Source organism: Dolomitihabitans soli (genome assembly GCF_022213955.1).
GTDB classification, from domain to species: domain Bacteria; phylum Actinomycetota; class Actinomycetes; order Streptosporangiales; family Streptosporangiaceae; genus Streptosporangium_A; species Streptosporangium_A soli.
Map to the genome: position 1 here is coordinate 635,987 of NZ_JAKNTW010000001.1, position 13,523 is coordinate 649,509.

At 71.0% G+C, this 13,523-nt stretch carries 14 protein-coding genes; 8 read left to right on the forward strand and 6 right to left on the reverse strand.

The window, feature by feature from the left end; translation table 11 throughout:
• Positions 1 to 33: 33 nt before the first annotated feature.
• The 4 genes from lpdA to MBA17_RS02885 form a co-directional block, all read right to left on the reverse strand.
• Positions 34 to 1,413 carry a dihydrolipoyl dehydrogenase gene (gene lpdA, locus MBA17_RS02870; protein ID WP_238494628.1) on the reverse strand — a complete coding sequence of 460 codons (1,380 nt, stop codon included), beginning with the start codon at positions 1,411 to 1,413 and terminating at the stop codon, positions 34 to 36.
• A gap of 108 nt (positions 1,414 to 1,521) precedes the next feature.
• Complete coding sequence (locus MBA17_RS02875; RefSeq protein WP_238494629.1) at positions 1,522 to 3,042, reverse strand: leucyl aminopeptidase; 1,521 nt, start codon at positions 3,040 to 3,042, stop codon at positions 1,522 to 1,524.
• A gap of 31 nt (positions 3,043 to 3,073) precedes the next feature.
• Positions 3,074 to 4,030: an adenosylcobinamide-GDP ribazoletransferase gene (locus MBA17_RS02880; RefSeq protein ID WP_238494630.1), complete on the reverse strand. Its 957-nt coding sequence runs from the start codon at positions 4,028 to 4,030 to the stop codon at positions 3,074 to 3,076.
• Positions 4,031 to 4,115: 85 nt separating this feature from the next.
• Positions 4,116 to 5,144, reverse strand: a complete 1,029-nt coding sequence (locus tag MBA17_RS02885; protein WP_238494631.1) for a bifunctional adenosylcobinamide kinase/adenosylcobinamide-phosphate guanylyltransferase — start codon at positions 5,142 to 5,144, stop codon at positions 4,116 to 4,118.
• A 164-nt stretch (positions 5,145 to 5,308) separates the two neighbouring features.
• Here MBA17_RS02885 and MBA17_RS02890 point away from each other — a divergent pair, with 164 nt between their 5' ends.
• Positions 5,309 to 5,515, forward strand: coding sequence for a hypothetical protein (locus MBA17_RS02890; protein ID WP_238494632.1), 207 nt, complete (start codon positions 5,309 to 5,311; stop codon positions 5,513 to 5,515).
• A 61-nt stretch (positions 5,516 to 5,576) separates the two neighbouring features.
• Here the strand turns inward: MBA17_RS02890 and MBA17_RS02895 are convergent, their stop codons facing one another.
• Positions 5,577 to 6,578: an aldo/keto reductase family protein gene (locus MBA17_RS02895; RefSeq protein ID WP_238494633.1), complete on the reverse strand. Its 1,002-nt coding sequence runs from the start codon at positions 6,576 to 6,578 to the stop codon at positions 5,577 to 5,579.
• 55 nt (positions 6,579 to 6,633) lie between these two features.
• Between MBA17_RS02895 and MBA17_RS02900 the strand changes: the two genes are divergently transcribed.
• On the forward strand, positions 6,634 to 7,848 hold the full coding sequence (locus MBA17_RS02900) for an SMI1/KNR4 family protein (protein ID WP_238494634.1): 1,215 nt from the start codon (positions 6,634 to 6,636) through the stop codon (positions 7,846 to 7,848).
• Positions 7,849 to 8,352: 504 nt separating this feature from the next.
• Here MBA17_RS02900 and MBA17_RS02905 read toward each other — a convergent pair.
• The gene (locus MBA17_RS02905; protein ID WP_455432673.1) at positions 8,353 to 8,964 is read right to left on the reverse strand and encodes a DUF3043 domain-containing protein; all 612 of its coding nucleotides are present in this window, start codon (positions 8,962 to 8,964) and stop codon (positions 8,353 to 8,355) included.
• Between the two features lie 162 nt (positions 8,965 to 9,126).
• On the opposite strand from MBA17_RS02905, the gene MBA17_RS02910 reads away from it, so the two are divergent.
• The 6 genes from MBA17_RS02910 to MBA17_RS02935 all read left to right on the forward strand — a co-directional run bounded on the left by MBA17_RS02910 (position 9,127) and on the right by MBA17_RS02935 (position 13,435).
• Positions 9,127 to 9,909 (forward strand): PspA/IM30 family protein, encoded by a 783-nt coding sequence (locus MBA17_RS02910; RefSeq protein ID WP_238494635.1) that lies wholly within the window; start codon positions 9,127 to 9,129, stop codon positions 9,907 to 9,909.
• Entirely contained in the window at positions 9,906 to 10,184 is a 279-nt protein-coding gene (gene pspAA, locus MBA17_RS02915; RefSeq protein WP_238494636.1) for a PspA-associated protein PspAA, read from the forward strand. Before MBA17_RS02910 ends, pspAA begins: the two co-directional genes overlap by 4 nt.
• Before the next feature lie 9 nt (positions 10,185 to 10,193).
• On the forward strand, positions 10,194 to 11,096 hold the full coding sequence (gene htpX / locus MBA17_RS02920; protein WP_238494637.1) for a zinc metalloprotease HtpX: 903 nt from the start codon (positions 10,194 to 10,196) through the stop codon (positions 11,094 to 11,096).
• 1 nt (position 11,097) lies between these two features.
• Complete coding sequence (pspAB, locus tag MBA17_RS02925) at positions 11,098 to 11,655, forward strand: PspA-associated protein PspAB (RefSeq protein WP_238494638.1); 558 nt, start codon at positions 11,098 to 11,100, stop codon at positions 11,653 to 11,655.
• Between the two features lie 68 nt (positions 11,656 to 11,723).
• Positions 11,724 to 12,476 (forward strand): maleylpyruvate isomerase family mycothiol-dependent enzyme, encoded by a 753-nt coding sequence (locus tag MBA17_RS02930; RefSeq protein WP_238494639.1) that lies wholly within the window; start codon positions 11,724 to 11,726, stop codon positions 12,474 to 12,476.
• Positions 12,477 to 12,895: 419 nt separating this feature from the next.
• On the forward strand, positions 12,896 to 13,435 hold the full coding sequence (locus tag MBA17_RS02935) for a GNAT family N-acetyltransferase (protein ID WP_238494640.1): 540 nt from the start codon (positions 12,896 to 12,898) through the stop codon (positions 13,433 to 13,435).
• Positions 13,436 to 13,523: the final 88 nt, after the last annotated feature.

Consider the following 13,523-nt stretch of genomic DNA (forward strand, 5'->3'; position numbering starts at 1 on the left):
TTCTCTCGCGTTTCCTGTTTTCGAGGGCTTCGATTAGTTGTGCACGTGGAGCGGCTTGCCGGCCAGGGCCAGCATCGCCTCGCCGACGGCCTCGGACTGCGTGGGGTGGGCGTGGATCAGCTGCGCCACCTCCGCGGGCAGTGCCTCCCAGTTGTAGATCAGCTGCCCTTCGGTCACCAGCTCGCCGATGCGGCGGCCGACCATGTGCACGCCGAGGACGGGCCCGTCCTTCTGTGCAATGATCTTGACCGAGCCCTGCGTCTGCAGGATCTGGCTCTTGGGGTTGCCTGCGAGGTCGTACGTCATCTCCACCGTATCGAAGCCGCGCTCGCGTGCGGTCACCGAGGTGATGCCGACGGACGCGACCTCCGGATCGGAGTAGGTGATCCTGGGCACACCGTCGTAGTCGATGGGCGCCGGGCCGAGCCCGGCGATGTGCTCGGCGACGAGGATTCCCTCGGCGAAGCCCGCGTGGGCCAGCTGGAGGGTGGGGATGAGATCGCCGACGGCGTAGACGCCCGGCACGTTCGTCCGGCAGTACTCGTCCACGACGACGGAGCCGCGGTCGACCGTGACGCCCGCCTCCTCGTAACCGAGGCCGGCCGAGACGGAGCCGCGGCCGACGGCGACGAGCAGCAGCTCGGCCTCCAGCGTCTTGCCGCCCTCAAGGGTGACGACCACGCCGGTGTCGGTGGTCTTGACACTCTCGAACCGCGTGCCGAGCTCCTGCTTGATGCCGCGGCGGCGGAAGGCGCGCTCCAGCGCCTTCGAGCTCGACTCCTCCTCCAGCGGAAGCAGGTGCGGCAGCGCCTCGACGACCGTGACCTCCGAGCCGAACGAACGCCACACGCTGGCGAACTCGACGCCGATCACGCCGCCGCCGAGCACGATCACCGAGCTGGGCACCCGGTCGAGGACCAGCGCGTGCTCACTGGTGATGACCCGGTCGCCGTCGATGTCGAGGCCGGGCAGCGAGCGGGGGGCGGAGCCCGTGGCCAGCACGACGGCGCGGCCCTCGTAGACGTCGTCGCCCACGGCCACCCGGTTGGCGCCCACCAGGCGCCCCGTGCCCTCGACGACCGTCACGCCCCTGCTCTTGAGCAGGCCCTGGACGCCCTTCCACGCACGGTTCACGATCTTGTCGCGGAACCCGTGCACGCCCGCGATGTCGATGCCCTCGAACGTCGCCCTGACGCCGACGCTCTCGGCCTCGCGGGTCTCGTCGGCCACCTCGGCCGCGTGCAGGAACGTCTTGGTGGGGATACACCCCCGGTGCAGGCAGGTGCCGCCGATCTTGTCCTTCTCGATCAGCACGACCGTCTTGCCCAGCTCCGCCGCCCGCAGCGCGCAGGCGTACCCGCCGCTGCCGCCGCCCAGGACGACGATGTCGTAGGGGCCGCTGCCTTCAGCCACTGGAAAGCTCCTTGTCGGATCGATATGCCGCCGGGGCCAGGCTGACGGCCCGGCCTCGGCATTCGCATCTTTTCACTTGTCTACGCCGTTCGTGACCCGCTTGCGCGCTCAGCGCGCATACCGCTCGGCGATGCCGACGAGGGTCCGGGTGATCGCCCCGGTGCCGCCCTTCGGTGTGTAGCCGTGCGGCTCGCCCTTGTTGAAGGCGGGTCCGGCCATGTCGATGTGCGCCCAGCGCACACCCTCCGGGACGAACTCCCGGAGGAAGATTCCGGCGGCGAGCATGCTGCCCCACCGCTCCGGCTGGAGGTTGGCGATGTCGGCGACGGGCGAGTCGAGGCCCTTGCGCAGCTCCTCGGGCAGCGGCATGCCCCACGCGCCCTCGCCCTCGCCGACCGCCGTCTCGACGACCTCCGCGCGCAGCACGTCGTCGTTGGACATCACGCCCGCCGTACGCCAGCCGAGCGCGACGATCTGCGCGCCGGTGAGCGTGGCGACGTCGATGATCACGTCGGGGTTGTCGCGGCCGGCGCGGGTGATGCCGTCGATCAGGACCAGGCGGCCCTCGGCGTCGGTGTCGAGCACTTCGACGGTCTTGCCGCTGAGGCTGGTGAACACGTCGGAGGGGCGCTGCGCGGTGCCGCTCGGCATGTTCTCGGCCAGGCAGAGGTAACCCACGACGTTCACCCGGAGCCCCAGGCCGGCGACGCCGAGCAGGGCGCCGAAGACCGCGCCCGCCCCGCCCATATCCGACTTCATCCAGTCCATCGAGGCGGAGGGCTTGAGCGAGAGGCCGCCGGAGTCGAAGGTGATGCCCTTGCCGACGAAGGCGAGCGTCGAGGTCGCCTCCGGGTGGCTGTAGGCGAGGCGGACCAGGCGCGGCGGGTTGGCCGAACCCTGCCCGACGGCGACGATGCCGCCGTAGCCGCCCTCGCGCAGCGCCTCCTCGTCGAGGACCTCCACCGTGAGGCCCGCCTCCTTCGCCGACTGCTCGGCGATCTCGGCGAAGCGGGCCGGCCACAGGTCGGACGGGGGGCTGTTGACCAGGTCGCGGACCAGGGACACCGATTTGGCGAGCACCTCCGCCCGCTTGACGGCGTCGGCGGCGCCCGCCGCCGAGGTGAGCACGGTCAGCTCCTCGACCGGCGCGGGCTGCTCGCCGACGGTGCGGAACCTGGTGAAGGCGTAGGCGCCGAGCAGCCCGCCGAGGGCCACCGCCTGAGCCTGCTCGGCCGTGACCGCCGGCAGCGCGAGCGCGGCGCGCGGCGTGCCTGCGAGCGCGCGTACGGCGACGCCCGCGGCGCGGCGCAGCGTCTCCGGGTCGTAGTCACCGGAAGGGGCCTCGCCCAGGCCGACCGCCACCACGAGCGGCGCGGGCAGCGCTCCGAACGTCGGGATCTTCGAGATCTCGCCGGGCTTGCCCGTGGCGCCCAGCGCGCCGAGCGCCGCCGCCAGCGTGCCGCCGAGCGCCTCGTCGAGGTCGCCCGCTCCGGGCGCGGTGCTGGGACCGTCTGGCCCCGAATGGATGCCGACGACCAGCGCGCCGGTGTCGAGTGAGACGGAGTCAGATGGGTTGAGCCGCACAGTGGTCACGTTGGCCGATGCTAGCTGTGCTTGCCGCGTAGTCATAAACGAGGGTTCGTCCTACCTATCGTGGCCATCAGAGTATCAGGGCGCAGACCACCAGCGCCGTGGCCGTCGCGGCCTCCACCAGCGCGCCGAGCACATCCCCCGTGACACCCCCCAGCCGCCGTACGGCACGCCGCCGCAGCAGCCAGGCCACGACGAGCCCGGCGAGGATCGCCGCCGGCAGCACCACCATGAGCGGCTGCCCGGACGAGGGGGTGCCCGCTGTGCCGTAGACCAGGCCGGGGACGGGGAACGCGGGCTCCGGGGCGTACGCGAACCAGCCGAACGAGGACTCCTCCCGGCCGTCCGCGCCAGAGGAGAGCCCGGGTTCCAGTGCGTCCTGGCCGGGGAAGAGGGCGCCGGCCGGGGCGCAGTACCGCGGCCACGGGCCGAACGCGCCGATGTCGCAGGAGAACCCCGCGAAGGACACCGTGACCAGGGCGAGCACGGTGACCCCCAGGGCCGCGCCCCGCCGTACGGTGCCCGCGACCATCGCGCCGAGCCCGTCCGGGCGGGCGGACGGCACGCCTTCGCGGCAGGCCCAGGTGAGCGCCAGTCGGCCCGACACACACGCGGCGATCAACGCGAACGGACCCGCGGGACCGGTCTCGGCGAGCGCGGCGACCTGCACGATCAGGGTCAGGACCAGGGTCGCCACGCCGAACGGCCCGATGTCGGAGCGCCGCATGATCTCCAGGGCTCCCGCGGCGGGCCTGCCGCTCCCGAGCCCGTCCGCGAGATCGGCCAGGCCGTCCAGGTGCAGTCCCCGGGTGAGCAGCGCCAGCAGGCCGATCGCCAGCGCCGCGGCCAGCAGGCCCCCGCCCGACGGGAGCTGGAGCAGCGCCAGCGACACCCCCGCCGCCAGCCCGAGCAGCGCCCCCACCACGGGCGCCGCGATCATGCCCCGCCCCGCCACCCGCCGATCGACCCGCGCGACGCGCACGGGGAACACGGTCAACGTGCCCACGGCGAACCTGAAGCCATCCATGGGGGGCGATCGTAACGCCCGGTTCGCCGCGTCGGAGGGCGGCCGCCGCGTCGGAGGCCGTCGGGTCAGAGGGGGTCAGAGGGGGTCAGAGGGGGAGGGGGATCGGGCGGCCGGCCACCATCAGGGTGGCCTCCTCGGACTGCTCGGCGAGCCGCTGGTTGAGCTCGCCCAGGGCGTCCCTGAACACGCGGCCGCTCCGGGTGGCGGGGACCACGCCCAGGCCGGCCTCGTCGGACACGGCCACCACGCGTGCCCTGGTCTGCCGCCAGGCCGCCGTCAGGTCCGCGCAGCGCTCGCCGACCCGGCCGTCGTCGTGGTCCCAGGCCCCGCACTCGTCGAAGACGGCGGCGAGCCAGGTGCCGAGGCCGTCGATCAGGAGGGGTCCGTCCGCGCCGCGCAGGAGCCCGGCGAGGTCGGTGGTCTCCACGGTCGCCCAGTGCGCGGGCCGGCGTTCCCGGTGCGCGCCGATCCGGGCCAGCCACTCGGGGTCGTCGCCACCGGACGGCCCGGTCGCCACGTACGTCACCCCGGGCTCGGCCGCGAGCCGCAGCTCGGCCTCGGCCGACTTCCCCGACCGCGCCCCGCCCAGCAACAGCGCGCGCCGGGCCGCGGGGACACGTGGCGGCGGCGACGTGCGGACGTCCAGCACCCCTCCGTCCGGTACGGCCCGCATGCCCCACAGGGCCAGCCGCCTGGACAGCTCGGTCTCCGACGGCATCCGGTGATCGATCCCCACCGCGACCACCCACGTCGCCTCGCCGATCAGCCCCTCCTGGCGCAGGGCGCCCACCTGGGCGGGACCTGTCAGCACGTCGGCGAGCACCATGTCGTAGGCGGGGTGGTCGAGGGGCCCGTCCGCCGCCTCTCCGGGCGTGGGCAGGGCGTGCAGGAGGCGTCGCCCGTCCGGCTCGGTGATCTCCAGGCCGTGCCGGGTGTGCCGGGTCCGGTAGCCGGGCGGGGGAGCCGCCTCGGTGAACGGCAGCCGCAGGACGCCGTCGAGCACGACGTCGAACGGCCGCCACCGGCCGGGGGACACCCGCCCGCAGGAGGCGCACCCGCACTCCTGCTCCGGCCATCCGCGTGGCCCCGCCGTACCGTGGAACTCGGCTTTCACGTTGTCAGCGTAAGGGCTCATGGCAGGGAGCGCGGAGAGTCCCGGAGTCCTGCCCGGGCCCTGGGCGCGGGCGGACGGCCGCCATGCTCCCGGAGGTCTCGGGATAGGGTTTCACTGAGCGATTGAGAGTGCACACGCCGACCCCCGGAAAAGGAGCGTAAAGCATGACTTGGCGCTGGCGTTATGAAAACGCGAACGGTGGCGAGGTAACGGATCGGCCATTGCCGCGTGAATTGTTCTCCAGCCAGGCCGACGCGGAGTCCTGGCTCGGGGAGCACTGGGCTGAGCTGCTGGAAGCCGGGGTTGAGCAGGTGACCTTGCTGGAGGAGGACCGCGTCGAGTACACCGGTATGTCATTGCGGCCCGTGTGAATGGAAGGCCCCTCGAATTCCCCGTTCCAGGAGAATTCGAGGGGCCGATTCGCTGCCGCCGTCAGGGGCGCTTCTTCGGGCTCTCGGTCAGCGCGGGGTCGCGCCGTACGAAGCCGCCGATCACGTCGTCGATCTTCCGCATGACGTCGGGGCCGAGGGTGACGCCGGCCGCCTTGACGTTGTCGCGGACCTGCTCGGGACGGCTCGCTCCGATGATCGCCGAGGACACGTTCTGGTTCTGGAGCACCCAGGCGACCGCCAGCTGGGCCATGCTCAGCCCCAGGTCGGCGGCGATCGGCTGGAGATCCTGGACGGCCGCGAGCAGGGCGTCGTCGGGTAGGAACCGCCCGATGAACCCCGACCCCGTCGGGTCGGTCGCCCGGGAGCCCTCGGGCGCCGGCCGGCCGGGCAGATACTTACCGGTGAGCACGCCCTGGGCGACGGGCGACCACACGATCTGGCCGAGGCCCTCCTTCTCGCACAGCGGGACGACCTCGGGCTCGATGACCCGCCACAGCATGGAGTACTGCGGCTGGTTGGAGACGAGCCGGTCGAACCCCATCTCGTCGGCGATCTTGAGTGCCTGGGAGATCTGGTCGGCGTTCCACTCGCTGACGCCGACGTAGAGGACCTTGCCCTGCCGTACGAGGTCGTCGAAGGTCTTGAGCGTCTCCTCCAGAGGGGTCTCGTAATCGAAGCGGTGGGCCTGGTAGAGATCGACGTAGTCGGTCTGCAGACGGCGCAGGGAGCCGTGGATGGACTCCGTGATGTGCTTGCGCGACAGCCCGCGGTTGTTGTGGCCGGGTCCGGTCGGCCAGTAGACCTTGGTGAAGATCTCCAGTGAGTCGCGCCGCACGCCGTTCAGCGCGCGGCCGAGCACCGACTCCGCCTTGGTGCCGGCGTAGACGTCGGCGGTGTCGAAGGTGGTGATGCCCTCGTCGAGGGCCGCGTGCACACAGTCGTTCGCGGCTTCCTCCTCGACCTGAGAACCGTGCGTGATCCAGTTGCCGTAGCTGATCTCACTGACCAGGAGGCCGCTGCGGCCGAGATGGCGGAATTCCATGATTCGACCCTAACCCGCGCTCGTGAATGATCCGTTTCGGGATAGTGTGCCCGGCGTGCGGCGGTTGATCTCTCAGCGGGCCGCCCGGATCGCGCTGGCGGGCATCGCGGTCGCGGGCGTCGTCCTGGTCGTGGCGGGAGTGCGCGGACTGCGCGGACGGCCTGCCGTACGTCCCGCGGTCCCGAGCGTGGAGACGTGGCCGCCGGACCCCGTTCTCGGGCGGCCGACGCCCGCGGATCTCGAACGGTACGGCCGGCCCGCGCGCGTCCCGGCGTTCCTGAGCCGCTCCCTGGCACGTGAGCCGACGCCCGATCAGCCGGTCGGTCGGCGGGTCGGTCGGCGGGTCGATCGCCGGCTGGTTCGCTGGGGGAGCGTGGTCATCGCGCTGGGGGTGTTCGTCTTCGGCGGTCAGTTGCTGGACGAGGCGGTGTTCGGCACGAAGGAGCCGGCCCGAGAGGCGCCGCCGCCCTCGGCCGAACCGACGATGGCGGGCTCCACCGTGCTGGACCCGGAGTGCCTCCGGCAGCTCGCGGAGGCCGAAGCGGCGGGCGCCACGATGGCGGTCACCCTGTGCCCGGGGCCGGTGGCGTCGCCGGACGAGGTGATCCTCCCCCCGGCCGACACCGTCGTGGCGGAACAGGCGCCCGGCTGCGCTCCCGCCCCGGCCGAGCCCGCCGTACGGCCGGTCGGGGCGAAGGTGACGCGGGCGGTGGCCAGGCAGTGGCGGCGGGTCGAGCGCTGGCTGAAGACCAACGCGCCCAAGACGTACGGCTCGCTGAGGGCACCGGGCAAGGCCCGGACGATCGCGATCGCCGAGTCGCAGACAGGCGTGCGGTTCCCCGACGACCTGCGGGCCTCGCTGCTGCGCCACAACGGTGCGCACGGGCCGGCGGCCCTCGGGTTCGGGTTCTCCGGCGGCAGGCTGCTGAGCGTGCGGGAGATCCGTGACGGCTGGCGGGCGGCCTGCGCCGTCCCCGTGTCCTCCGGCCACGAGTTGTACGGCGACCGGCACGCTGGTCGGCGCAGTGACTGGCACGGCCGGCTCATCCCCGTCACGGCCGCGGGCGTCGGCGGGAGGGTGATCGTCGACTCGGCGGCCGGCTCGGCCGGCCTGGTCTCCCGCGCGGGAGAGGTCGGCATGCGCGGAGGGTGGTCGTCCTACTACACTCTGCTGAAGTCCGCCGCGGAGGCGATGGAGACGGGCGGGTCCGTCGACGGCCGGCGTCCGGTGGTCCGGGACGGGGCTCTCGTCTGGAAGCGCGTCGGCTGACCCTGTCGGCGACGCCGCGGCCCTTCCGGCCGTGGGGGACCGGGCTCATTCGGCGACAAAGAGGTCCGTGGCGGGGGTGTGAGGCCGCCGTCCGTGCGGCCAGGCCGCTTTGGTGACGACACAACGATGTCGCCCGGTGTATCGCCCTGCGACCGCCGTGCCGGCTTCGCGACCGCCGTGCCGGCTTCGGGCGGCGTGTGCCGTGTCGCACCGGCTTCGGGCATTGTGCGCCACGGGAGGTGAAGCTGTGGCTTGGGCGTCCCGAGGGCTTGCCGTGCCGGGACGGGGTGCGTCGCAGGACGTGGAGCTGTGGCTTGGGGCGTGCGGGTGCGCCGCCCGAGAGCCCGCCGTGCCGGGGCGTGGTGCGCCGCAGGAGGGCGAGGCGTGGTTACGGGCGTGGTGAGGCGCCGGCGACGTGGGGCTCGTCGTGCCGGTTTCCGGGGTGGGGCTGCTCGCCGTACGACGGCGGGGTGGAGGCTTGCCGTACGGCTGCGGCGGGGTGGGTTATTTCTTCGGGGGAACGGGTTTGCCGCCGGGGAGGAACTGGGGCGGCGGGAAGCGGAGCTTGCGGATCTGCAGAGCGCGCATGGCGGCGTAGAAGCCGATGCCCTTCATGCTCTCGTCGGGGAACTTCTCGGTGGCCGTCTTCTTGACCTTCCAGGCCACCCAGACAGAGGTGAACAGGACGCCGACCATCATCACGGGCCAGCCGACCGTGATCACGGCGGCGTAGACGTAGCCGCGGATCTGCTCGGGGAAGGGCACCCATGTCAACAGCAGGATGACCAGCGAGAAGGGGAGGAAGTACTGGCTCACGACGCGGCGCGAGTCGACCCAGTCGCGGGCGAACTTGCGGACCGGGCCCCGATCGCGGGCAGGGAGGTATTTCTCCTCACCGCGGAGCATTCCCTCCCGGGCGCGCACGCGGTCGCCCGCCTGTCTCTCGCGGAGCTGTTTGTAAGCCTCTTTGCGATTGGCCGGGGCGTTTACCGGCTGGCGGCGGCGCCCTTCGGAATCACGGCGCTTGGGGGTAGGTCGACCCTTGCCCTGGGGCTTAGGATCGTTATTGGGGACGGGGGAGTCGTCCACGGTCTGCTGGGTGCGACGTCGGAACACGATGTTAAGCCTACCGGGACTGCAACTTGGTGACGCCCTCGTGCGTTATGCGTAGGGTAATCCCAAGGCGGCTCCTATGGGGGCGGTACGAACCGGGGAGACCCGAAGCAGAAGCTAAGAAGGGGACGGCCGACGCGCATGAGCGTGATGAAGAGACTTTCGATGATCTTCAAGTCCAAGGCCAACAAGGCCCTGGACAAAATGGAGGACCCGCGCGAGACCCTCGACTACTCCTACCAGCGGCAGCTGGAGCTGCTGCAGAAGGTCCGCAGGGGTGTCGCCGACGTCGCCACGTCGCGCAAGCGGGTCGAGTTGCAGGTCAACCAGTTGGAACAGCAGTCCACGCGGCTTGAGGACCAGGGGCGCAAGGCGCTCGCGGCCGGTCGTGAGGACCTCGCCCGTGAGGCGCTGACCCGCCGCGGCGGTCTGCAGACGCAGATCGCGGACCTGCGGCTGCAGCACAACAATCTGCAGGCGGAGGAGGAGAAGCTCACCACCGCCTCCCACAGGTTGCAGGCCAAGGTCGATTCCTTCCGCACCAAGAAGGAGACCATCAAGGCCACCTACACCGCGGCCGAGGCACAGACCAGGATCAACGAGGCGTTCTCCGGCATCTCCGAGGAGATGGGCGACGTCGGCCTCGCGATCCAGCGGGCCGAGGACAAGACCGCGACCATGCAGGCCCGAGCCGGAGCGATCGACGAGCTGCTCGCCAGCGGCGCGCTCGAAGACTTCACCGGCAAGCGCGACGACATCCAGGCCGAGCTCGACCGGATGGGCGCCGGGAGCGACGTCGAGCTGGAACTCCAGCGGATGCGCGCCGAGCTGGGCCAGGGCACCGGGCCGAGGGACGCCATCGAGCCGGGACAGTCACAGGGATACCAGCAGCCCCCCCAGCAGGCCCCCCAGGCCCAGCCGTACCGCCAGCCAGGGGAGGGCGCATGATCGTCCGAATCATGGGCGAGGGACAGATCGAGGTGGCCGCCGACGACATCGGCGTGCTCAATTCGCTCGACACCGAGCTTGAGGCGGCTATCGAGGCGGGAGACGAGTTCGTCTTCCGCGCGAAGCTGCACGCACTGCTCGACAAGGTCCGCCAGGTGGGCAAGTCGCTGCCTGACGACAGCCTTGAGGCCTCGGAGCTGATTCTGCCGCCGTCCGACGCGTCCATGGACGAAGTCAGGGAGATGCTGGGCGATGAAGGCCTCATCCCCGGATAGCTTCCGTTCATGACACGCACCCGGTTCGCCGCCGACCGGGGTCTGACCGGCCGCATGGTCACCACCCTGTTTCTGCTCGGCTTGCTCTATGTGGTCTTCGTGGCCGTTCTGATCGCCCTGGGAGTCCAGGCGGTCACGGTCTTGGTGTTGGCCGGAGGAATGCTGCTGGCGCAGTACTTCCTGTCCGACAAGATCGCGCTTTTCGCGATGAACGGACGGGTGGTCACGCCGGAGGAGGCTCCGGAGTTGCACGGCCTGATCGACCGGCTGTGCGCTATGGCCGACATGCCCAAACCACGGGTGGCGATCGCGGACTCCGACGTCCCCAACGCGTTCGCCACCGGGCACAGCCAGAAGAAGTCAGTGGTCTGCGCGACCACCGGCCTGTTGCGCCGGCTGGAGCCCGAGGAGCTGGAAGGCGTGCTCGCGCACGAGATGTCGCACGTCGCGCACCGCGACGTGGTGGTGATGACGATCGCGTCCTTCCTCGGCATCGTGGCCGGCCTGATGACCAAGTTCGCGCTCTACTCCGGCCTCGGCCGTGGCCGGGACGATCGCGGCGGGCCGCCGATCGGGCTGATCATCCTGCTGGTCTCCGGGCTGGTGTACGTCATCAGCTTCCTGCTGACCCGCGCCTTGTCCCGCTACCGTGAACTCGCCGCCGACCGGGCCGCGGCGTTGCTGACCCAGCGGCCCTCCGCCCTGGCCAGCGCGCTGACGAAGGTCAGCGGTGAGATGGCCCGCATTCCGACGCGGGACCTGCGCCAGGCCGAGCCGTTCAACGCCTTCTTCTTCACGCCCGCGCTGTCTTCCGGCACGAGCATCGCCGCGCTGCTGGCCACCCACCCGCCGCTCGAACGACGGCTGGCGGAGCTCGGGAAGATCTCCGCCCAACTCGGCCAGGGAGGCTGAGATGGGCTGGCTCGACGCGCTGCTCGGCCGTACGAAGGTCGCCAAGCCTGATCTCGACGCGCTGTTCGCGCTGCCGTCCGCCGCGCTGACGCTCCAGGCCGCGACCGAGTTCGTGCCCACGGGCGTCGGGTCGGTCTGCTTCCGCACGGCGGAGGGGGGCGCGTTCGCCAGGCTGGAGCGCGACGCCGGGGCGCTGCTCGGCGAGCGGGCCGAGCGGTCCACCGACGACTACGGGTACACGTGGATGCTGCTGCGCCGTGCCTCCGACGACGTGAGCGGCCTGGTCACCGAGTTGCACGCGGTGAACTCCACGCTGGAGGAGGCCGGGTTCGGGCCGTCGCTGCTGTGCTCCCTGGTCTGCTTCACCGGTCCCGGTGACCGGAGCCTGGCGATCGTCTATCTCTACAAGCAGGGCACTTTCTATCCTTTCGCGCCGCTCGGCGGGCAGCGCAGGGACAACTCCCTGGAACTGCAGATCCGCGGCGCCCTGTCCGCGGAGCTGACCATCGAGCCCGATCTCAGCCGCTGGTTCCCCGTCTGGGGCGCCCCGGGTCTTTGATCCCTGCCTTGCCTCACGACCGCCTCAGCGGCACGCTGTACGACACGACGACTCGCTGGGGGTTCTTGATGAGGCAGTGGACACACGCCGAGTACACCGAGGCTGTGGAGCGGGAGATCACCCGGATGGCCGACGCCGTGGCGGGTCAGGACATGTCGGTGCCCGTGCCGACCTGCCCGGGATGGGACATCGGCGCGTTGATCGCGCACGTCGGCGGTGTTCACCGGTGGTCCGCGGCGATGGTCCGCGACCTGTCGGACAAGCGGTATGACCTGGCGAAGATGGATCACGGGCTGCCCGAGGACCGCGCCGCCTACCCGGAATGGCTCGCCGAGGGCGCCGGCATCCTGCGGGCGGCGCTGAGCGCCCACGACCCCGACGCGCCGATGTGGGCCATCACCGACGTCGGGCGGGTGGGGTTCTGGGCGCGGCGCCAGCTCCAGGAGACGGTCGTGCACCGCGCCGACGCCGAGATCGCCCTCGGCGTTGCCCCGATGATCGACGAGGCCGTCGCCGCCGACGGAGTCGACGAGTATCTCAGCCTTCTTCCGCACGCACGGTGGCGCAAGAGAGTTCTGGAGTTGACCGGCGACGGGGAGACGATCTCCTGGCAGGCCGACAGCGGGGCCGGATGGCTGATCACTCTGCACGCCGACGGCTTCGACCATGAGCCGTCCCTCCAGCCGGGCACGGTCACCGTCCGCGCCGCGACCTCCGGCGACCTGCAACTGCTCGCCTGGGGCAGGCGCGACGCCGGCGACTACGCGGTGGAGGGCGACGAGGCGTTCCTGGCCTGGTGGCTGGAACGCGCCGCCATCTAGCCCCGGCCGTCAGTCCCGGGCCGTCGTCACGGCCCCAGCGGGGCCGTGGCTCGGCGGCCACGCGTGCGCTCGTGGCCTGGTTCTGAGGGGTGTCCCGTCAATGTCCGTTGGTGCGGTTCGATGTCGTCATCGGCTGTCACCGCTGTGCTCGGCCAGGAGTGCGAATCCGTGGCGGTCGACTGATGCGGCGGTGGCAGAGAGGACGACGACGCTGCGTCAACCGTAGTTGACAGCTCCAGCGGTCGTCAACCTATGTTGACGGCGTCGATGCGGGAGTCCCGGATGTTGCTGGGGGTGCATGGTCCTAACAAATGATCTAAGGGCCGTGTCTGGCGCTGTCGCAGCTCGTTGGTCTCAGCCGGAAGCGTGAAGAAGGGCGAAGAGTCCGTTGAGCCGCGGCTATGACAACCTATGGATCTATGCACTTCAGAACGGGCACCCCGGACGATGCCACCCTAATCGCGGCCCTGCACACCGAAAGTTGGCGGAGCGCATACGCCGGGATCATGCCGGCCGCGTACCTGAACGGCCCGCTTCTGGAGGAGCGTGACGCGCTCTGGACCGCCCGCCTTTCCCGCGAGGTCATGGACGCGTCCCACCTGCTGATCGCCGAACGAGGCGGCACCCTCCAGGGGTTCGCCTACCTGGTGGTCCAGCCCGACGACCGCGTCCTGCTGGACAACCTCCACGTCCGACCGGACCGTAAAGGCTCCGGCATCGGTCGCGAGCTGATGCGCCAGGCATTCGACTGGGCCACCGTCCGGCATCCGGGCAAGACGGTCTACCTGGAGGTGCTCAAGGACAACGCCCCGGCCATCGCCTTCTACGAGCGATGCGGTGGCACGGTCACGCGTGAGTTCCGGGAGATGCTTTCTGGAGACTTCGAGCTTCCGATGATCGAGTACTCCTGGGCGTCGGAGGCTCGGAAGCGCGCGACGACCGAGCCGGTCACGACGTAGATCCGGGCGCTCAGGAGCCCTGGCATAAAGATCATCGGATGAGGCGTCGCCAACGGATGACCGCGGCGGCGAGGGCGCTTCGTGGATG

Bases quoted from the DNA above. Each gene is read 5' to 3' on its own strand.
- MBA17_RS02875 (WP_238494629.1), bottom strand. From the start codon at position 3,042: ATGACTACGCGGCAAGCACAGCTAGCATCGGCCAACGTGACCACTGTG.
- MBA17_RS02880 (WP_238494630.1), bottom strand. From the start codon at position 4,030: ATGGATGGCTTCAGGTTCGCCGTGGGCACGTTGACCGTGTTCCCCGTG.
- MBA17_RS02890 (WP_238494632.1), top strand. From the start codon at position 5,309: ATGACTTGGCGCTGGCGTTATGAAAACGCGAACGGTGGCGAGGTAACG.
- MBA17_RS02895 (WP_238494633.1), bottom strand. From the start codon at position 6,578: ATGGAATTCCGCCATCTCGGCCGCAGCGGCCTCCTGGTCAGTGAGATC.
- MBA17_RS02910 (WP_238494635.1), top strand. From the start codon at position 9,127: ATGATCTTCAAGTCCAAGGCCAACAAGGCCCTGGACAAAATGGAGGAC.
- pspAA (WP_238494636.1), top strand. From the start codon at position 9,906: ATGATCGTCCGAATCATGGGCGAGGGACAGATCGAGGTGGCCGCCGAC.
- htpX (WP_238494637.1), top strand. From the start codon at position 10,194: ATGACACGCACCCGGTTCGCCGCCGACCGGGGTCTGACCGGCCGCATG.
- pspAB (WP_238494638.1), top strand. From the start codon at position 11,098: ATGGGCTGGCTCGACGCGCTGCTCGGCCGTACGAAGGTCGCCAAGCCT.
- MBA17_RS02930 (WP_238494639.1), top strand. From the start codon at position 11,724: ATGAGGCAGTGGACACACGCCGAGTACACCGAGGCTGTGGAGCGGGAG.
- MBA17_RS02935 (WP_238494640.1), top strand. From the start codon at position 12,896: ATGCACTTCAGAACGGGCACCCCGGACGATGCCACCCTAATCGCGGCC.